The 19,101-nt window shown below is 64.6% G+C and carries 19 protein-coding genes and 1 tRNA gene; 15 read left to right on the forward strand and 5 right to left on the reverse strand.

The window, feature by feature from the left end; genetic code table 11:
• Positions 1 to 57: 57 nt before the first annotated feature.
• Genes glmM through thiD form a run of 3 tightly spaced genes read left to right on the forward strand, consistent with a single transcriptional unit; the run spans position 58 to position 2,424 of the window.
• Entirely contained in the window at positions 58 to 1,398 is a 1,341-nt protein-coding gene (gene glmM / locus ACZ1JM_RS14220; RefSeq protein ID WP_465133025.1) for a phosphoglucosamine mutase, read from the forward strand.
• Entirely contained in the window at positions 1,398 to 1,625 is a 228-nt protein-coding gene (locus ACZ1JM_RS14225; protein WP_465133026.1) for a DUF1272 domain-containing protein, read from the forward strand. The genes glmM and ACZ1JM_RS14225 overlap by 1 nt, the downstream gene beginning before the upstream one ends.
• A gap of 49 nt (positions 1,626 to 1,674) precedes the next feature.
• The gene (thiD, locus tag ACZ1JM_RS14230) at positions 1,675 to 2,424 is read left to right on the forward strand and encodes a bifunctional hydroxymethylpyrimidine kinase/phosphomethylpyrimidine kinase (protein WP_465133027.1); all 750 of its coding nucleotides are present in this window, start codon (positions 1,675 to 1,677) and stop codon (positions 2,422 to 2,424) included.
• A gap of 23 nt (positions 2,425 to 2,447) precedes the next feature.
• On the opposite strand, the gene ACZ1JM_RS14235 is transcribed toward thiD, so the two are convergent.
• Positions 2,448 to 3,323 carry an LOG family protein gene (locus ACZ1JM_RS14235; RefSeq protein ID WP_465133028.1) on the reverse strand — a complete coding sequence of 292 codons (876 nt, stop codon included), beginning with the start codon at positions 3,321 to 3,323 and terminating at the stop codon, positions 2,448 to 2,450.
• Between the two features lie 93 nt (positions 3,324 to 3,416).
• Here ACZ1JM_RS14235 and ACZ1JM_RS14240 point away from each other — a divergent pair, with 93 nt between their 5' ends.
• Positions 3,417 to 4,493 (forward strand): S66 peptidase family protein, encoded by a 1,077-nt coding sequence (locus ACZ1JM_RS14240; RefSeq protein ID WP_465135085.1) that lies wholly within the window; start codon positions 3,417 to 3,419, stop codon positions 4,491 to 4,493.
• A 9-nt stretch (positions 4,494 to 4,502) separates the two neighbouring features.
• Here the strand turns inward: ACZ1JM_RS14240 and ACZ1JM_RS14245 are convergent, their stop codons facing one another.
• A complete protein-coding gene (locus tag ACZ1JM_RS14245) occupies positions 4,503 to 5,783 on the reverse strand; it encodes an MFS transporter (RefSeq protein WP_465133029.1) in 1,281 nt (426 codons plus the stop codon).
• A gap of 109 nt (positions 5,784 to 5,892) precedes the next feature.
• A tRNA-Gln gene (locus ACZ1JM_RS14250) sits at positions 5,893 to 5,966 on the reverse strand.
• Positions 5,967 to 6,125: 159 nt separating this feature from the next.
• On the opposite strand from ACZ1JM_RS14250, the gene ACZ1JM_RS14255 reads away from it, so the two are divergent.
• The gene (locus ACZ1JM_RS14255) at positions 6,126 to 7,496 is read left to right on the forward strand and encodes a Ppx/GppA phosphatase family protein (protein ID WP_465133030.1); all 1,371 of its coding nucleotides are present in this window, start codon (positions 6,126 to 6,128) and stop codon (positions 7,494 to 7,496) included.
• Entirely contained in the window at positions 7,493 to 8,164 is a 672-nt protein-coding gene (locus tag ACZ1JM_RS14260) for an RlmE family RNA methyltransferase (RefSeq protein WP_465133031.1), read from the forward strand. Before ACZ1JM_RS14255 ends, ACZ1JM_RS14260 begins: the two co-directional genes overlap by 4 nt.
• Positions 8,165 to 8,337: 173 nt before the next feature.
• Here the strand turns inward: ACZ1JM_RS14260 and ACZ1JM_RS14265 are convergent, their stop codons facing one another.
• Entirely contained in the window at positions 8,338 to 8,994 is a 657-nt protein-coding gene (locus ACZ1JM_RS14265) for a c-type cytochrome (RefSeq protein ID WP_465133032.1), read from the reverse strand.
• Between the two features lie 138 nt (positions 8,995 to 9,132).
• On the opposite strand from ACZ1JM_RS14265, the gene ACZ1JM_RS14270 reads away from it, so the two are divergent.
• The 9 genes from ACZ1JM_RS14270 (at position 9,133) to ispG (ending at position 18,228) form a co-directional block, all read left to right on the forward strand.
• The gene (locus ACZ1JM_RS14270; RefSeq protein ID WP_465133033.1) at positions 9,133 to 10,032 is read left to right on the forward strand and encodes a prephenate dehydratase; all 900 of its coding nucleotides are present in this window, start codon (positions 9,133 to 9,135) and stop codon (positions 10,030 to 10,032) included.
• 80 nt (positions 10,033 to 10,112) lie between these two features.
• Positions 10,113 to 10,796 (forward strand): hypothetical protein, encoded by a 684-nt coding sequence (locus ACZ1JM_RS14275; protein ID WP_465133034.1) that lies wholly within the window; start codon positions 10,113 to 10,115, stop codon positions 10,794 to 10,796.
• Positions 10,793 to 12,118: a DUF4350 domain-containing protein gene (locus tag ACZ1JM_RS14280; RefSeq protein ID WP_465133035.1), complete on the forward strand. Its 1,326-nt coding sequence runs from the start codon at positions 10,793 to 10,795 to the stop codon at positions 12,116 to 12,118. The genes ACZ1JM_RS14275 and ACZ1JM_RS14280 overlap by 4 nt, the downstream gene beginning before the upstream one ends.
• Positions 12,115 to 13,113: an AAA family ATPase gene (locus ACZ1JM_RS14285; RefSeq protein ID WP_465133036.1), complete on the forward strand. Its 999-nt coding sequence runs from the start codon at positions 12,115 to 12,117 to the stop codon at positions 13,111 to 13,113. Before ACZ1JM_RS14280 ends, ACZ1JM_RS14285 begins: the two co-directional genes overlap by 4 nt.
• Before the next feature lie 15 nt (positions 13,114 to 13,128).
• Positions 13,129 to 14,457, forward strand: a complete 1,329-nt coding sequence (locus ACZ1JM_RS14290) for a DUF58 domain-containing protein (RefSeq protein WP_465133037.1) — start codon at positions 13,129 to 13,131, stop codon at positions 14,455 to 14,457.
• Positions 14,454 to 15,485, forward strand: a complete 1,032-nt coding sequence (locus ACZ1JM_RS14295; RefSeq protein WP_465133038.1) for a stage II sporulation protein M — start codon at positions 14,454 to 14,456, stop codon at positions 15,483 to 15,485. The genes ACZ1JM_RS14290 and ACZ1JM_RS14295 overlap by 4 nt, the downstream gene beginning before the upstream one ends.
• Positions 15,482 to 16,414, forward strand: coding sequence for an RDD family protein (locus ACZ1JM_RS14300; protein ID WP_465133039.1), 933 nt, complete (start codon positions 15,482 to 15,484; stop codon positions 16,412 to 16,414). The genes ACZ1JM_RS14295 and ACZ1JM_RS14300 overlap by 4 nt, the downstream gene beginning before the upstream one ends.
• 42 nt (positions 16,415 to 16,456) lie before the next feature.
• The gene (locus ACZ1JM_RS14305) at positions 16,457 to 16,999 is read left to right on the forward strand and encodes an N-acetyltransferase family protein (protein ID WP_465133040.1); all 543 of its coding nucleotides are present in this window, start codon (positions 16,457 to 16,459) and stop codon (positions 16,997 to 16,999) included.
• Between the two features lie 98 nt (positions 17,000 to 17,097).
• Positions 17,098 to 18,228, forward strand: a complete 1,131-nt coding sequence (gene ispG / locus ACZ1JM_RS14310; protein ID WP_465133041.1) for a flavodoxin-dependent (E)-4-hydroxy-3-methylbut-2-enyl-diphosphate synthase — start codon at positions 17,098 to 17,100, stop codon at positions 18,226 to 18,228.
• Between the two features lie 36 nt (positions 18,229 to 18,264).
• Here the strand turns inward: ispG and ACZ1JM_RS14315 are convergent, their stop codons facing one another.
• Positions 18,265 to 18,948, reverse strand: a complete 684-nt coding sequence (locus ACZ1JM_RS14315) for a hypothetical protein (RefSeq protein WP_465133042.1) — start codon at positions 18,946 to 18,948, stop codon at positions 18,265 to 18,267.
• Positions 18,949 to 19,101 lie beyond the last annotated feature (153 nt).

Here is a 19,101-nt window from a genome sequence, read left to right on the forward strand (position 1 = left end):
CGTGCCCCGGTCATCACTCCTTCCATGGCAGGCGATCGGCTATTTGTAGGAACGGGTATGGGCAAACAGTTCTTTGGCACCGATGGCATCCGCGGGCGGACCAATCAGGGGGCAATGACCGCGACGGTCGCCATGAAAGTGGGGCAGGCCGCCGGTACGCGGTTCCTCAGAGGCAGCCACCGTCACCGCGTGGTGATCGGCAAAGACACGCGCTTGTCCGGCTACATGCTGGAAAACGCGATGGTCGCCGGATTCACCAGCGTGGGCATGGACGTGGTTCTGTTGGGGCCGATGCCGACCCCGGCGATCGCTTTGCTTACGCGCGAACTGCGTGCCGACGTGGGGGTTATGATCTCCGCGAGCCACAACGCCTATGAAGACAACGGCATCAAGCTGTTCGGGCCGGACGGCTTCAAGCTGTCCGACGAGGACGAACTGGCGATCGAGGCGATGCTGACCCAGGATCTGGCCCTTGCGCCGTCACCGGAGATCGGACGAGCACGGCGTATCGACGATGCGCGCGGGCGTTACATTCACGCAGTGAAAGCGTCGCTCCCTTCGACCGTGCGGCTCGATGGGCTGAAGATCGCGCTCGATTGCGCCAATGGCGCGGCCTATCAGGTCGCGCCGTCCGCGTTTTGGGAGCTGGGTGCCGATATCGTATCGCTAGGCGTCAATCCCAATGGGAAGAACATCAACGATCGGTGCGGCTCAACCCACGTGGATTTGCTGCAGGAAACGGTTGTTTCTTCGGGGGCGGACATCGGTATCGCGCTGGATGGCGACGCGGACCGATTGATCGTCGTCGACGAGCACGGGGCTGTGGTGGATGGCGATCAAATTATGGCGCTGCTCGGATGTGAGTGGGCTGCAAGTGGGCAGCTTCGGGGCGGCGGTGTCGTCGCGACGGTGATGTCCAATCTCGGACTGGAGCGGTACCTCGCCGGCAAGGGTCTCATCTTGGAGCGTACGGCGGTGGGCGATCGCCATGTGCTTGAAAGGATGCGCAGCGGCGGGTTCAACGTAGGCGGTGAGCAGTCCGGCCATATGATTCTACTGGATCATGGAACCACCGGGGACGGCACAGTCGCCGCTTTGCAGGTACTGTCGGCGCTGGTGCAGTCCGGTAAGCGAGCAAGCGAGCTGCTCCATCTATTCGACCCCGTGCCGCAGCTGCTGCGTAACGTCCGGTTTGCGGGCGGCAAACCGCTTGAGGCCGACAGCGTCAAGGCAGCGATCGCGGACGCTCAGTCGTCCCTTGATGGCAAAGGCAGGCTGGTGATCCGGCCGTCGGGTACGGAACCCGTCATTCGTGTCATGGCGGAAGGGGACGATGCGAGCGAGGTTGAGGCCGCCGTCGCATCCATCTGCCACGCCGTGGAAGAGGCGACGAAGTAATGGCCCTTGAAATGCGACCCGATTGCGAGCGTTGCGGTATCGACCTGCCAGCCGAGGCGCCCGGCGCTTTCATCTGCAGTTTCGAATGCACCTACTGCGCGGCTTGCGCCGAGGCGCTGGACGATTTGTGTCCCACCTGCGGCGACGAGCTGGTGGACCGGCCGACCCGGGCGAAGCAGCATCACGATTCAGCCCCGCCATCAAAAGTGCGTCATTTCAAGCGCTGAAGCGCGCGCCGTCTCGACTCTATCCCTGCAAGCCGGGTAGAGGGCGTGGATGAATCAACCCCCACGCATTCTTTCGATGGCCGGTTCGGATAGTTCAGGCGGCGCCGGCATCCAGGCGGACGTGAAAACGATCACGTTGCTGGGCGGCTATGCGATGACCGCGATCACGGCGATCACCGCACAGAGCACCACCGGCGTGACGGCCATTGAGACGCTTTCGCCCGAGATGGTGGCAGCGCAGATGGATGCCTGCATCAGCGATATCGGCGTCGATGCGGTCAAGATCGGAATGCTTGGAAGCGCGCAGATCGCCAATATGGTGGCCGATCGGCTGCAGGATCTGAACGTGCCGGTGATTTTCGATCCGGTGATGATTTCCACGTCCGGATCGGTGTTGGCCGATCAGCCCACTATCGATGCGTTCGAACGATTGATGCGGATCGCGTCCCTGACGACGCCCAACTTCGATGAGCTCAAAGTATTGGGCGGCGACGAGGGCATGGCTGCATTGGGCGTAAGCTACCTGGCCAAGGGCGGCGATGCGCCGGGAGATCTGGTTGTCGATCGTTTCGTCATCCCCGGCGAACCACCTCACACATGGACCGCGCCGCGTGTCGAAACGCAACACACGCACGGAACCGGCTGTACGTTGTCGAGCGCCATCGCCACATTCGTGGGGCAGGGCGCAACGATGGTCGAGGCGATCGAGGATGCTCGCGATTTCGTGCGCGCGGCGCTGATGGCCGCTCCCGGCTTCGGCGCAGGTCATGGCCCCATCGGGCATCACGCTGTCCGCTAAAGCCGGGGCATTCCAGAAGCGGTTCAGTCGGTCTGCAGGTTGTAGAAACGGCTGACGTGCTCCCAGCCCTCCTCGGCGGTTTCACACCAGCGGAACAGGTCGAGGTCACCGGGATTGATGGTGCCTTCCTCGGCCAGCGCCTCGAAGTCGATGACCCGCTCCCAGAACTCGCGCCCGTACAGCAGGATGGGGATGGGCTTCATCTTGCCGGTCTGGATCAGCGTCAGCAGTTCGAAAAACTCGTCGAAGGTCCCGAATCCGCCGGGGAACACCGCAACCGCACGGGCGCGCAGCAGGAAGTGCATCTTGCGCAGCGCGAAGTAGTGGAACTGGAACGACAGGCGGGGCGTGACATAGCGATTGGGCGCCTGCTCGTGCGGAAGCACGATGTTGAGGCCCAGCGACTCCGCGCCCACCTCGGCAGCGCCGCGGTTGGCCGCTTCCATGATCGATGGTCCGCCGCCGGAGCACACCACAAACTGGCGCATGCCCTTTTCCACGACGGCCGCCTGGCTCGCCAGCCGCGCGAGCTTGCGCGCTTCGTCGTAATACTTGGCTTTTTCGGCCAGCCGGCCTGCGACCTTCTTCTGATAGTCGGTCGCCGCCGCCTGGATCAGCGCATCAGCCTTGTCGGGCGATGGAATGCGGGCGGAACCGTACATCACCAGCGTGGACCCGATGTTGGCCTCTTCCAGCAGCATCTCCGGCTTCAGCAGTTCCAGCTGGAAACGCACCGGGCGCAATTCGTCGCGCAGCAGGAAGTCGGTGTCGCGGAACGCAAGCTGATAGGCAGGGTGCTCGGTCTGGATCGTATCGGCCTGCTGTTCGGCGAAAGTCGCTTCCTGCTCGGCCTTGTAGAAACGGCGTTGGGTGAGGTCTTTGTCTTCTTCTTCGGTCATTTTTGCTCCATGGCCCGCCGCGAACGCCGCGTCGAGCAGAGATGATCGCGCAAGCCCGTTGCATGGTTCCGCACAGGCTCTAGGCTTGCGATGATGACAACAGGGCGAACACTTGCGCGCTCCCTTGGCAGGAGACGCGCGTTATTCGAGATCGGCGGCGGCCTGAGCGCGGTGTGGGGGATGTCTGCCCTGGCGCGCCCGACGCCCCCGCCGGTACGGGCCAATATGGTACGCGCGCCCCGACTGCGCAACGGCGATGTGCTGGGCCTTGTGGCTCCCGCCGGCTTCGTGGCGGATCGTTTTGGACTGGAGGAAATCGCTGCCACGGTCCGCGCCATGGGGCTGGAGCCGCGTTTCGCGCCGCACCTGACCACGCGTGAGGGCTATCTCGCCGGGACCGATGATGTTCGCGCGCGGGATCTGATGGCGATGTTCGCGGACGATAGCGTGCGTGGCATCATGGCCGTGCGCGGGGGGTGGGGATCGGCCCGCCTGCTGCCTTATCTGGATTTCAAGGCGATCGCCCGCAAGCCGAAGCTGTTCATCGGCTTCAGCGACAACACCGCGCTGTGTCTTGCTCTGGCGAAGAGCGGGGTCGTTTCGATCCATGGACCAAACGCGGCATCCTCCTGGCCGCCAGCTGCTTGGGAATCCTTTCGCCAGATCGCGTTCGACGGCGCGACGCCGACGTATTCGCTCGCCCCTCGGGCAAGCGCCAATCTTGGCGGGCGTGCATCGTCTATTCGCACCTTTCGGGGTGGGAAGGCGCAGGGTCGCTTGATCGGCGGCAATCTCACCGTGCTGAGCGCCCTTGTCGGGACGCCATGGTTGCCGGATTTCGATGGCGCGATCCTGTTTCTGGAGGAGACCAACGAATCCGAATACCGCATCGACCGGATGCTGACCCAGCTGTCGCTTTCCGGCATCCTGGGCAAGGTGGCGGGCGTGGTGTTCGGTCAATGCACGAAATGCGAAAACCCCGATGGTGGGTTCTCCAACTTCACGGTCTACGAAGTGCTCGATAAGCGGCTCGGCGCTTTGGGCGTACCGGCATTCCAGGGGGCGATGATCGGCCATGTCGCCTCACAGGTCAGCATTCCGGTGGGCGTCATGGCACAGATCGATGCCGACGCCGGGACCATCACGCTGCTGGAACCAGCGGTCAGCTGAAAGGCTGGCTCACCCTTTGACCCGGATGGCCAGAAGCCCGGCAAGGCTGAGCAGCGCGGCCACTGAAATGTACAGGCCCACGAACAAGACGCCGCCGCTATCGGCCAGCCCTTGCGCGATCGCGGGCGCAAACCCGCCGCCGAAGATACCGCCGACGTTGAAGGCGATGGATGCCCCGGTGTAGCGCACGCGCGCTTCGAACAGGCGGGGCAGCAGTTCGGCAATCGGGCCATAGACCAGCCCCATCGTGAACAGCGCAAGGCACAGGAACGCGCCGATCATCCAGAGCGACCCGGCAGCGAACATCATCCCCATGACAACGCCGATCGCAACGGCCACCAGGCAGCCGAGCATCAGCACCGAACGCGACGAGTACCGGTCGGAAGCATAGCCTGCCACGATGATGCCCACGGCCATGAACAGGATGGCGAACAGTTGAACGCCCAGGAACGTCTGCCGGTCATACCCGAGTGTGCCGGTGCCATATCCAAGCGCGAAGGTTGTCGCCAGATAGTACAGCGCAAAGCATGCGATCACGGCGAAGGTACCCGCCACGGTCTCGCGCAAATGCGTGCGAAAAAGCTCGACGATGGGGATCGAGCGATGGACCGCCGCCTCTTCCTCCGTTGCTTTGAACACCGGCGATTCGCTCAGGCGGAAGCGTATCCACAGGCCCAGCCCGACGAGCAGCGAACTGAGCAGAAAGGGGATGCGCCAGCCCCAGCTGGCGAACTCTGCCTCGCTCAGATTGGCGCTGATGATCAGGAAGAGGCCATTGGCGGCGAGGAATCCTACCGGCGCGCCAAGCTGCGGGAACATGCCGAAGCGGGCCGCATATCCCGGCGGTGCGTTCTCGACCGCCAACAGCGCCGCGCCGCCCCACTCGCCGCCCAGACCCAGGCCTTGCGCAAACCGCATCGTACACAGCAGCAATGGTGCCAGCCAGCCGATGCTGGCGTATGTCGGAAGGACACCGATCAAGACCGTGGCCCCTCCCATCAGTAGCAGTGACGCCACCAGCGTGGACTTGCGGCCTACCCGATCGCCGAAATGCCCGAACAAGGTTGCGCCGACCGGCCGGGCGATAAAGGCGATGGCGAAACTGGCGTAGGCGGCCAGATGCTGCACGGAATCGGACTCGGCCGGAAAGAACAGCGGCCCGAACACCAGCGCGGCCGCAGTGGCGTAGATGTAGAAGTCGTAGAATTCGACAGCCGTGCCGACGAGGCTGGCCGTGAGCACGCGGGCATTCCTGCGATAGACGTCCAATCCGCCCGTCGCTGCGTTCATCGTCTGCGCCACTCGTGCCCCCTCACCATACTTTCGCCATCCCCCCTAACGGGAGCACGGCCCAATGGCGAGAGGCGCATCGGCAGGATGTCAGCGATGGTGGGAGACCTGGATGCCCCGCGAGGATTCGAACCTCGATAGACGGAATCAGAATCCGTAGTCTTACCATTAGACGACGGGGCACCGGAGGGCGCCCCTCTAGATGCGGTTGCGATTCGGGTCAAGCGCCTTGGGGGAGGTGCCGATAAGTCGCGGGCCTTGCTCGTTTGCTTCCGGGGCGTTAGCATTGCGACCAGGTGCCCGCCTATCCGGCGGGATGATATGTGAACGAGAATTGTAATCATGGCGGAGCACGATCCGCCGGCAGCGAAAGTCGATGTGTCGGGCCGTCCGGGACGGCGGCGAAAAGGTCGCAAGGGCAAGGGCAAATCGCCAAGAACCCAGCAACCCGCCGGCATAGCCAACGCAAAGGCGCGTCCTTCCGGGCAATCGCGCGATGCAGAGGCAGGCAAAGCGCCGCGCGTACAGACGCATTCCGGTCCGCCGGACGATGCAAAGGCGGATGTTCCGGTGATCAGCGCGACCGCGTCAGCGCCGTCCATCCCCTCGACGTCCAGCGAACAGATCAGTGCGGGCGGGGCGCGCCTCCCCTCGGGATCGTTGCCGCGCCAGTCCTATGCGGCGATCGATCTAGGGACGAACAACTGCCGTCTGTTGATCGCTCGCCCATCTGGCGAAAACTTCACTGTTATCGACGCGTTCAGCCGAGTCGTCCGGCTGGGTGAGGGCATTGCCCAGTCCGGCCGGCTTTCCGACGCCGCGATGGAGCGCACGCTGTCCGCGCTGCGGGTCTGTGCCGACAAGCTGATGCGCCGCAACGTCTACCTCGCCCGGTCGGTTGCCACCGAGGCATGCCGGCGTGCGGTCAACGGGCCGGAATTCATAGAGCGGGTGCGCCGCGAAACGGGCATCGCGCTCGACATCATCAGCGCCCGCGAGGAAGCGCGTCTTGCAGTTCTGGGCTGCCATGTTCTGCTGGAAGACGGCTTCGGCCCCGCGATGATCTTCGACATCGGCGGCGGCTCTACGGAACTGGTGCTGATCGAAAGCACGGGCACGGTGCCGCGCATTCTCGATTGGCAGAGCGTGCCGTGGGGCGTGGTGTCGCTGACGGAAAGTTGCGGGTCCGAAGGTTCCACGCGGGAGGATCGCCTGGCGCGCTATCGCCATATGCACAGCCTGGTCGCCGAAAGCTTCGCCGCGTTTTCCAAGCGCGTCGGCCCGGCGCGGGAAAGTGCCGGGCAGGATGGGCCGCTGCGGTTGCTGGGCACCAGCGGCACGGTCACCACGTTGGCCAGCGTCCACCTCGACTTGCCGCAGTATGATCGCCGGATGGTCGACGGATTGATCGTGCCTGCCGAATCAATGCGCGATATCAGCAGCCGCTTGTCGTCGATGTCGATCGAGGAACGGCGCGAACAGAACTGCATCGGGCGCGAACGGGCGGACCTTGTGGTCGCGGGCTGCGCCATTCTTGAAGCGATCCTGGATTTGTGGCCGGCCGCCCGATTGGGTGTGGCAGACCGGGGAATACGCGAGGGTATACTGCGCAGCCTGATGGCTGCCGGCAGTTCCCATCCCACTCAGCATCACGGAACTCTGCGCCCATCGGGCTGGCAGGATACACCGCGAAATTCGATAGGTGCCTCATGAGCCGTTCAGGCCGCGATCCCGGTGAGCGCCTGCGCACCGCCAAGAAACGATCGACCAGCTCGGCCCGATGGCTGACCCGTCAGATCAACGATCCTTACGTCAAGAAAGCCAAGGCCGACGGCTATCGCAGCCGCGCGGCGTACAAGCTGATCGAGCTGGACGAGAAGTTCGACCTCTTCAAAGGCGTGACGCGTGCGGTCGATCTTGGCATCGCACCGGGCGGGTGGAGCCAGGTGCTGCGGCTGAAAGCGCCCAGGGCCAAAGTGGTGGGCATCGACCTGCTGCCGACCGATCCGATCGAGGGGGTGACCATCTTCGAGATGGATTTCATGTCGGACGAGGCACCTGCAGCGTTGGAGCATGCGCTGGAAGGCGCGCCTGATCTGGTCCTCTCGGACATGGCGGCGAACACGGTAGGCCACAAGCAGACCGACCACTTGCGCACGATGGGGCTGGTAGAGACGGCGGCGGACTTCGCCATCCAGTCAATGGCGCCGGGCGGAACGTTCGTGGCGAAAGTTCTGGCTGGGGGCACCGACACGGCGCTTCTCAGCTTGCTCAAGCGCCATTTCACGAGCGTAAAGCATGCCAAACCACCAGCGAGTCGCAAGGATTCGTCGGAGTGGTATGTGATCGCGAAGGGATTCAAGGGATCGCAGGGGGAGTAGGCGGCGTGGAGCGGTCTACGACGTCCGGATCGATGCCTTCGACTGCCCCTGCTCTCTGTGACTTCGCGCCTTTCGCGCGAAGAACATACCACTCATCATAAAGACGAAAACGGCCCGCTAGCGACTCGGCGGCGCTAGCGGACCGTTTTCAACCGGCAGTGCCGGATGCTTTATCAGGCGGCAGGCTTGGGTGCCTCGGCGGCAGGTGCCGCTTCACCAGCCTTGCCTTCCTCAGCCTTGGGTTCGGCGCCAGCTGCAGCAGCGGGGGCGGCACCCTCTGCGGGCTTTTCGCCAGCGGCAGGCGCAGCGGGCAGCGGCAAATTCGAACCCTGCGTGTTGAGATAGGCGATGATGTTGGCACGGTCTTCCGGTTTGGAGAGACCGGCGAAGGTCATCTTGGTGCCGGGGGCAAAGGCTTTCGGGCTCTTCAACCAGTCGTTGAGAGCGTCAAACGTCCAGGTGCCGCCCTTGCTCTTCAGCGCGTCGGAGAAAGCGAAACCGCCCGCGCCGACGCCGATGCCTTCACCGACGACAGCATGCAGATTCGGGCCGATGCCGTTCGCACCGCCCGAATTGATGGTGTGGCACGAGGTGCACTTGGCGAACGTCGCTTCACCCTTGGCGACATCGGCGCTGGCCAGCAGCGTTGCGATCGGCACGTCGGCGCCGCCTTCGCCTTCTTCGGCCACGCCTTCGACCGGATAGCCCGCAACCTTGGGCGCGTGGTGCTTGTCAGCCTCGAAATACATGCCGCTGGCGATGCTCGTTCCCAGGCCAATGATGCCTGCGAAAAGAGTCCATCCGGCGATGGTGTTGAAACGATCGTCCATTCGTGCATGCCCCTGCGGCTTAATTAAGCTCATCCTGTATGGGGTGCGGCTCTAATGTCCGCCTTTGTCGAGCGCAAGAGCCATTGCGGATATCGCCCATTGCGGAAATTCGGCTCGCCGCCTAATCGCGCGCAGGTCATGCATGCCTATCCTCAGCCCGCGATCGCCCTTGTCGATGAAATGGAAGCCGCTGCGCTTGCCAGCCCCGAAAGGGCGATGGCGCTGCAGGGCGCGCCTGGCTGCAACGGCCATCGCGCGGCGCTGGAGTACGATGAAGGCAGCCTGCCGCTGCCCTGCTTCTCGTTCGAGGACGCGCTGGACGCAGTAAAGGAAGGCCGGGCGGACCGGGCGATCATCCCCATCGAAAATTCGCAGCATGGGCGCGTGGCGGACATTCACTTCCTCCTCCCGGAAAGCGGGCTGTCGATCGTGGGCGAGCATTTCATGTCGATCCACCATGCGCTGATGGCACTACCCGGAGCGACGGCACCTTTTGCCGCCGCGTATAGCCACCCGCAGGCGCTGGGCCAGTCGCGGCATTATCTGCGGGAGCGTGGTATCGTGCCGATGGCCTATGCCGACACTGCCGGCGCGGCAGCGCTGGTGCGCGAGAATGGCGATCCCGCCGCATGCGCCATCGCCCCGGCGTTGGCGGCCGAACTCTACGGCCTCGACATCATCGAGCGGAACGTTGAGGACGCGACGAACAACACCACGAGATTCGTCGTGCTGGCCCGTGAGCCGCTGGACCCCTTTGACCTGAAAGGCCAGCCAGCGATGACGACGTTCATCTTCGAGGTGAAGAATATCGCCGCCGCCTTGTACAAGGCGCTTGGCGGTTTCGCGACGAACGGTGTCAACATGACCAAGCTGGAAAGCTACCAGATTGGCGCCAGCTTTGCGGCGACGACGTTCTATGCCGACATCGAAGGCGCGCCGGGCGATCCGCGCGTCGATCTGGCGCTGCAAGAACTGGCGTTCCACTGCAAGTACGTCCGTCCGCTGGGGACCTACGCAAGGGCCCGAGCGCGAGGTTGATTCCGGACGGCACATGACGGTCTAATTATGCTGCACCGCAACTGCTTGCGCCGCCCCGACTCGCGTGCAATCGTAATGGAGTGACGATTGGGCAAAGTCAGGGCGCGGGTTCGGCCGCAGGTGCGGCGGTGCCCGGAGACGCGTATAGGGATTGGAAAGCGGTGCGGGACAGCGCCGATATTCAGTATTTCCCGATGCCCGACATCAAGCCGCCTCCGCCACGCGATATGCCCGAGTGGCTGAAGGCGCTGGGGCGACTGCTGGAATCGATATTCGAGCCGATCGGCCGGATGCTCGGCATGTCGTGGCCCATATTCCAATACATCCTGACCGCGTTGGCCCTGGTACTGACGCTGTTCCTGGCGTGGCGGCTGTTTCTGCAACCGATGCTCGACCGCTGGCGCAATCGCGCGCCCAAGGGCGTCGAGGAGCAATGGACGCCAGATCGCACCGAGGCGGCGTCACTGCTGGAGGACGCGGACCGCTTGGCGAGCGAGGGGCGCTATGGTGAGGCCGCGCATCTGTTGCTCCAGCGTAGCGTGCGCCAGATCCGCGAGGCACGGCCGGACTGGTTGACGGCCGCATCGACCGCGCGGGAAATCGCGGTCCTGCCGTTGCTTCCCGATAGCGGCCGCAGTGCTTTCGGCGAGATTGCCAGGCGGGTGGAGCGGGCGGTCTTCGCCTTGCGAGACCTTGATGCGCAGGATTGGGCAGCGGCGAGGGCGGCCTATGCACGCTTCGCGCAGATCGAGTTGCCCGCATGAGCGGCGTTGCCGACGCTCCGATGCCGATCGAAGTGGGCGCAAATCCCTTTTCGCGCTGGGCTGTGCTGGCCATCGTGCTGCTGGGAAGCCTGCTTTTCGTGGCCTTGTTGTGGATGATCGCGACGGGCACCGGCATGGGGAGCGCCAACGACGGGAAGGCGCATGCCGAAGGCAAGGGCCTGAACGGATACGCCGCCTTTGCCGAATACCTTGAGGGGCGCGGTTTTTCCGTCAGCCGGGTGCGCAACGATGCAGCGCTGGATCGGCCCGGTCTGCTGGTGCTGACGCCGCCTGCCTACACGGACGGGAAGGAGATCGACAAGATCGTCACGCGCCGCCGGTATCACGGGCCGACGCTGGTGATCCTGCCGAAATGGACGGCCATCGTTCCGCCCGCCCGGCAGCGGGGTAAAGCGAAGAAAGGCTGGGTCCGCCTGTCCGGCACTACGCCCCCGCACTGGGAAGGCTTTCTGGATACTTTGTCGGTGAAAGTCTCGCCGCTGCCCAGGCGCAGCGCGACGTGGGAAGGTGCCGGTATCCAAGGCGCGCTGCCCGATGGTCGCGCGGTGCTGTCGGGCGCGGGCGCGGGACTGGTCCGGATCGTCGGCAGCGGCGATGGCAGGCTGACCCTGGCCGGATTCATGGAAGACGGCGGCGTCTACCCCGGGCTGGAGAAGATCGCTCAGGATCGCCTGATCCAGACGGAAGAAACCGACCGGAACCTTTATCCCATCGTCGTCTTGTTTGAGCCTGACCTGCTCGACAACTACGGCATGCGGCAGTTCCAGAACGCTCGCCTGGCCGAGGCGCTGGTGCGGGCGACTGGTGTGGGAACCGGCGATGCGGTCGTCTTCGACATGACCCTGCCCGGCTATGGCCGTTCGCAGAACCTGCTGACACTGGCCTTTACGCCGCCGTTTCTGGCGGCGACGTTGTGCCTGCTCCTCGCCGCGATCGTCGTCGGCTGGCGAGCTTTCCTGCGCTTCGGTCCGCCGCTTGCTGGCGGGCGAGCCATCGCGTTCGGCAAGTACGCGCTCGTGTCCAACGCCGCCGGATTGATCCGCCGAAGCGGCAGATTGCATCTGATCGGCAGCCCTTATGCCGATCGGGCTCGCGACCGTCTGGTGCAGGCATTGGCACTGCCCCGCACCCTATCCCCTGAACACGCGGACGCGGCGATCGACCGCGCCATGGCGGCGCGCAGCCCCGGCACCGAACCGTTCACCATGATCGCCAGCCGCCTGCGCGCGGCGCGGCGTGCGCATGACCTTCTGAAAGCAGCGCGCGATCTCCACGCGCTGGAAAGGACCCTGATCCGATGACCGACACTCCCGTTGCCGAACCGGCGGCCACCCCATTGCCGGATATCGCGCAAGTTGCTGAGCTGGCGCAGGCTATTCGCGCTGAAGTGGCCAAGGGCGTGATCGGTCAGGCCGAGACGGTCGATCATCTGTTGATCGCCCTGATGGCGCGCGGGCATGTCCTTCTGGAAGGCCCGCCGGGCACGGCCAAGACGTTTCTCGCGCAATGTTTTGCGACGACGCTCGGCCTCGATTTCGGGCGCATCCAGTTTACGCCGGACCTGATGCCGGGCGATATCCTGGGCTCCAATCTGTTCAATTTCCAGACCAGCCAGTTCACGCTGACCCACGGGCCGATCTTCTGCGACCTGCTGCTCGCGGACGAGATCAACCGTACCCCGCCAAAAACGCAGGCCGCGCTGCTGGAAGCGATGCAGGAACGGCGCGTTACGCTGGACGGGACGGCGCATGCGTTGCCCGCGCACTTCACGGTGGTCGCCACCCAGAACCCGATCGAGAGCCAGGGCGTTTATCCGCTTCCCGAAGCGCAGCTTGACCGCTTCCTGTTCAAGCTGCTGGTGGATTACCCCAGCGCCGAGGAAGAACGCCGCATCGTCGCCCGCTATGGTGAGAATCGCGGCGCGCCTACGCCCGCGCAGGTCGGCATCGCCGCCGTCACCAGCTCCGCGCAGTTGGAGGCGGCGACCCTTGCCGTCGCCAGCGTGAAACTGGCGGATAGCGTCACCGACTATATCGTGCGGCTGGTGCGGACCACGCGGGAAAGTCCTGACTTGTCGAGCGGAGCCTCGCCGCGTGCCGCGGTGCTGCTGGCCGGCGCGGTGCGCGCGCGGGCGGCACTGGACGGACGCGACTATGTCGTGCCGGACGATGTGAAAGCGCTGGCAACCGCCGTTCTGCGCCACCGCCTGCTGCTCAGCCCCGCCGCCGAGATCGAGGGCAAGCAGGTGGAAGCGCTGGTGCGCCAGCTTGTAGAACAGACCGAAGCGCCCCGCTGACGTGCCCCTTTTGACATGATAGTTCGGGCGACGCCCTTTGTCCCGACCGCTCGCGCGGCCATCGCGCTGGCGTTGGCCGCGCCGGTTGCGCTGATCATCGCGGCGGCGCGTCCCGACTTGTGGGTGATCGCCCCGCTCGTCGGACTGGGGATCCTGATCCTGATTGTCGTCGATGCGCTGCTGGCCGGACGGGTCGAGGATCTGCGCATCAGCGTGCCCGGCGATGTCGAAGTGGGCGCTGACGAGGCGATGCGGGCGTCGGCGCGGTTTCCCGGGGGCAGGCCGTCCCGCGTCGAGATCGCGCTCGAATGCGACACGCGGCTTGCTCCGGGGGGCAGGCTGGCGTTCGATCTTGCTGGTCATGACCACGAATGGCGCGGTTCGGGCGCTTTTGCCGCAAGCCGCCGGGGTACGGGCGGCGTCACCCGCGCATGGCTGCGCTGGACCGGGCCGATGGGCCTGGGCGCCCGCCAGTTCAGCGGCACTCTCGACAAGGCCGTGCGCGTCTGGCCCAACATTGCTGCCGTGCGCTCACCCACCCTGCAGACGTTTCTCAAGGATGCCCAGTATGGCCTGATCGCGCGGCGCATCCGGGGGGAAGGCACGCAGTTCGAATCGCTGGCGGAGTACCAGCCGGGCATGGATCGCCGTCGGATCGACTGGAAATCGTCGGCCCGGCACGTTCACCTCTATGCCAAGGAGTTCGAGACGGAGCGCAACAACCAGATCGTCTTCGCCTTCGATTGCGGGCAGGCGATGTGCGAGCCGATCGCCGGAATGCCCCGGCTTGACCGCGCGGTGTCGGCGGCGCTGGCAACGGCATTCGTCGCGTTGAAAGGCGGGGATCGCGTGTCGTTGTTCGGCTTCGCTGCCCGGCCCGATGTGATCACCCCGTTTATTGCCGCGAGTTCGGAATTCCATCGCTTGCAACGAGCGGCGGCGGCGCTGGAATACCGGGGCGAGGAGCCGAACTTCACGTTGGCGCTGGCAACCCTCTCCAGCCGCCTGCAGCGCCGGTCGCTGATCGTGGTGTTCTCCGACTTCAGCGACCCCACCAGTGCCGAACTGATGATCGAGAGCATCGGCCGCCTGGTATCGCGCCACGTGGTGCTGTTCGTGACGATGGCGGATCAGGAGCTGGAGGATCTCTCCACCGCCGCGCCCGACGACATCGAAACGCTGTCGATGGCGGTATCGGCCGACACCCTTCTACGCCAGCGTGCGCTGGTGACGCGCCGCTTGCGCCAGATTGGGGTCGACGTGATCGAAGCGCCGTGGCGCGATGTCGGCACGCGCCTGCTGGACGCCTACCTTGCCATCAAGCGATCGGGAGCGATCGGATGAACGCGATGCCGCCCCAGGCCAATGCCATAGAGATCGCCGCCCTGCGCTCAGACCGATTCAGGATCGAGCGCGAAGCGGACTGGCAGCGACTGGAAACCATCGTCACCCGCATGGAAAAGGGCCGGCTTCGCGGCATTTCCGACGAGGACCTGCTGGCGCTGCCGGGGCTGTATCGCACCGTCGCCTCCAGCCTGTCGATCGCGCGGGAAACCTCGCTCGACGCTGCTACCCTCGCGTATCTGGAGGCTCTGGTGCAGCGGGCATGGTTCGTGGTCTACGGTCCGCGCTCATCGCTGTTCGAATGGCTGCGCGGGTTTCTGGGCGGGGGCTGGAGCGCGGCGGTGCGGGCGATCGGCTTCGATGTGGCGATCGCGCTTGCGGTGATGGTGGCCGGGGTTGTGGTCGGCTGGCTGCTCGTTTCACACGATCCCGAATGGTATTTCGCGCTCATGTCGAAAGACATGGCCGGCGCGCGCGTGCCCGGCGCCAGTGCGGAGGCCCTGCGCGCCACTCTGTTCGGCGATGGTGAAAAGAACGGCATGAGCGTGTTTGCCGCCGGGCTGTTCAGCAACAACGCCCAGGTCTCCATCCTGGCGTTTGCGCTCGGCTTTGCGTTCGGCATCCCGACGCTGCTGCTTCTGGTCCATAACCTTGCCCTGCTCGGGGCGATGGGCTGGCTTTATCACAACGCCGGTCTGCTGACCGACTTTGCCGGCTGGATTTGCGTCCATGGCACGACGGAGCTGTTCGCGATCCTGCTGGCCGGCGCGGCGGGCCTTCACGTGGGGCGCACGCTGGCCTTCCCCGGCGATCGCCCGGTTCTGACAGCAGTGGCGGAAGCTGGTCGGCGTGCGGCGGTCGTCATGTCCGGCGTGGTCCTGATGCTGATCATCGCCGCCTTGCTCGAAGGGTTCGCCCGGCAGCTGGTGGACGATACGTTCGGCCGCTTTGCCATCGGCGGCTTCATGCTGCTGGGCTGGTGCTCGTACTTCTTTGCCTTTCGGGGCAACGCAGGTCCGCGCCGATGAGCCGGGCCGCACGGATGAACAGGGCCGCCGCCCCTCGATCGCGACCAGCCAGCAGGCAGCGCATCCTCGTCACGCCCGAAGGCATTTCCCTTCCCGTGACGGTAGCAGGGCGGGGCGCGCGGCTGGGCGCGCTGCTGCTCGACCTCGGGTTCATCCTGCTCCTGCTCATCAGCTCCACCGTGGTGCTGGTGAAAATTGCCGGAGGCGTAGGCGCTCTCGGCGGACAGGCGGAAGGTAGCGGTGCCACGGCCCAGGCCTATCAATTCCTGATCATCGTCTGGATCATCCTCCTCTTTCTTTTCCGCAACGCCTACTTCCTTTATTTTGAACTTGGCCCGCGCGGCGCCACGCCGGGCAAGCGCCTGACCGGCATCCGCATCGCCGCGCGCGATGGCGGACGGCTCACGGCAGAGATGGTGATCGCCCGCAATCTGCTGCGCGATATAGAGCTGTTCCTGCCGATCCCCCTGATCGCGAGCGCCGGAATGGACAGCGGCTTGGCATGGCTGGCGGCGGCAGGGTGGTTCGCCATTTTCATGCTGTTTCCGCTGTTCAATCGCGATCGACTGCGGGCGGGCGACGTGATCGCCGGAAGCTGGGTGCTGGAACGTCCGCGTCAGAAGCTGGAAGCGGCGATGACCGTCTCAGCCGCGACGGACGCCGCGCCGCCGCGCGCCTATCGTTTCGAGGAAGCGGAACTGGCGGTGTACGGCGAATTCGAACTGCAATCGCTCGAACGCCTACTGCGCGAGGACCGGACCGAAGCGATCGAAACCGTCTATCAGACCATCGCTGCCAAGATCGGCCGGAGCGACGGATGGGGGGATGAAAGACGGTTCTTGTCCGATTACTATGCCCAGTTGCGTGCGCGGCTGGAAGCAGGAATGCGGATGGGTCGGCGCAAGGCGGACAAGCACGCAGCAGATTGAGGCAGCCACCGCCGCTGCCCGAACAGGATCAAGGGAATCGTCATGCGCCTTCGTATCGCCGCACCGTCCGACGCAGGCGCTCTCGCCCGTTTGGGAGAGCACAGCTTCGTCACCAAGTTCGGCCATCTCTATCGGGCCGAAGATCTCGCTGGCTTCCTCAAGCAGACGCACAGCGAGGAAAAGGTCAGCGCCGAAATCGCCGACCCGGCTTATCGCGTGCTCGTGGCGCAGGATGAGGCCGGGCAACTGATCGGCTTTTGCAAGCTGATCCTGCATTGCGGCTGGCCCGATCATGCCCGCGGCACGTCGGCGATCGAGCTCAAGCAACTGTACATCGATCCCCACACCACCGGACAGGGCATCGGCGCGCAGTTGATGCAGATGGCGGTCACCGAAGCGATGCGTGCCGGGGCCGATGAAATCCAGCTCTCGGTCTATTCGGACAACCCCCGGGCGCAAAAATTCTACGCCAGACACGGATTCGAAAAGATCGCGGACATCCATTTCATGGTTGGCGAGCAGCGCGACGAGGAGTTTCTGTTCGCCCGCATGCTGTCGCCGCAGGATGGCGCCCAACAGGCCTGAAGCAAAAAATAGCCGCAGCGTATCGGGCGCGGACGGCGGCGTAAGCCTGATCGCTGTTTCGGCTTCAATCCGTCATCATCCGCGCCTATAGGGTGTCCATGTCCTCCGTACGTCCATGGCGCGATATCGCGCGCCGCAAGAGCCGCCAGATCATGGTGGGAGCCGTCCCCGTCGGTGGCGACGCACCGATCACGGTGCAGACCATGACCAACACGCCGACGTCCGATGCCAAAGCGACGATCGACCAGATCCGCCGGTGCGAGGACGCGGGCGCTGACCTCATCCGGGTTTCCTGTCCCGACGTGGAAAGCACCGCCGCCTTCCGCGAAATCGTGCGAGGTGCGCGCGTTCCGCTCATCGCCGACATCCATTTCCACTACAAGCGCGCCTTGGAAGCCGCCGATGCCGGTGCCGCCTGCCTGCGCATCAACCCGGGCAACATCGGCTCCAGCGAGCGAGTGGCCGAAGTGGTCCGCGCGGCCAAGGCCAACGGGTGCGCGATTCGAATCGGCGTGAACGCCGGTAGCCTCGAGCGCGATCTGCTGGAGAAATACGGCGAGCCATGCCCGGAGGCGTTGGTCGAATCGGCTCTGGATCACATCAAGCTGCTGCAGGACCACGACTTTCACGAATTCAAGGTCGCGGTGAAAGCCAGCGATGTCTTCCTCGCCGTTGCCGCCTATCAGGGGCTGGCAGACGCGGTCGATTGCCCGTTGCACCTGGGGATCACCGAAGCGGGCGGCCTGATCGGCGGCACCGTCAAATCCTCGATCGGCATGGGCATGCTGCTGTGGTCGGGCATCGGCGATACCTTGCGCGTTTCCCTCTCGGCCGAGCCGGAAGAGGAAGTGCGCGTCGGCTTCGAAATGCTCAAGACGCTGGGCCTGCGCACGCGCGGCGTCCGCGTCGTGTCATGCCCCTCGTGCGCTCGCCAGGGGTTCGACGTGATCCGCACGGTGGAGGCGCTGGAATCTCGCTTGCAGCATATCAAGACACCGCTTTCTCTTTCCGTCCTAGGCTGCGTCGTCAACGGACCGGGCGAAGCTCGCGAAACGGACATCGGCCTGACCGGCGGCGGCAACGGCAAGCACATGGTCTATTTGTCGGGCGTCACCGATCATACGGTGCAGAGCGACGTGATGTTGGACCACATCGTATCGCTGGTGGAGGCCAAGGCAGCCGAAATCGAAGCGGCTGCCCAGGCAGAGGCGACGATCGCGGCCGAATGATCGGCCAATGTCGTTATAGGTGCCTGGGCGGCACGGTCAGTATCGGCTGAGTTCCACCATTTCGTACCGCTCGCCCAGAGCGGGAACGATGGAGAGCAGCGGCAGATTATCCTCGCGTTCCACCCAGAAATCGGTGGCGTGGGGCATCACGTCGCTCCACCGGATCGTGTAGCGCGCCGCATCGAACTCGCCGGCGCCAACCCGGATCGTCTCGAAACCGATGAAGGCGACAAGCGGTTGAAGCAGCTGCACATCCAGGCCCTCATCGCCCAGATGCGCCAGCGAATTGACGGCGCTGATGATCGGGTGCTCAACCCCCGGTTCATCGGTTCCCCGCTGTGCCGCGATCGCGCAATCACCGGTCAGCGGATGGGTGCCCAGGAAGCGGATCGGGCCGGGAGCGGTGAGGTGGCGGGAGACCCGGCCATGATCGCGCGTCACTCCCTCACACTGAACACGATCGCCGTCGATCAGATACCAGCATGTGGCGATGGCATCGCCGCACCGCATGACCCGAACGAACCCGTCGCGCGGTCTCCACTCCCGGTCGAGCGACCACGTGACTTCGCGGTGAAGGCCGGCATCATCCATCTCGCATAGCGCCCGCATAGTGCGGCCTTCGGGATGGACGGTGGCGGAAAAGCTCTCACGGCCCCACTCCTGTCCCTCAGCATTGATGTAGGCGACGCGGCCAGCATATCCGCGATGATCGGCAAGCATGGTGTGAAACCCTCAATCGCGCCCGATGCGCAAAACGGGAGCGTGCCTTTGCAGGGGGACAAGGGGAGGGGCCGGGTTCCCTTTATCCACCAGACGATTGCCGACATAGCAAAAGGCCCCGCCGGATCGCTCCGACGGGGCCTTTTTTGACTT

It is taken from the genome of Novosphingobium sp. BL-S-24, assembly GCF_055521575.1.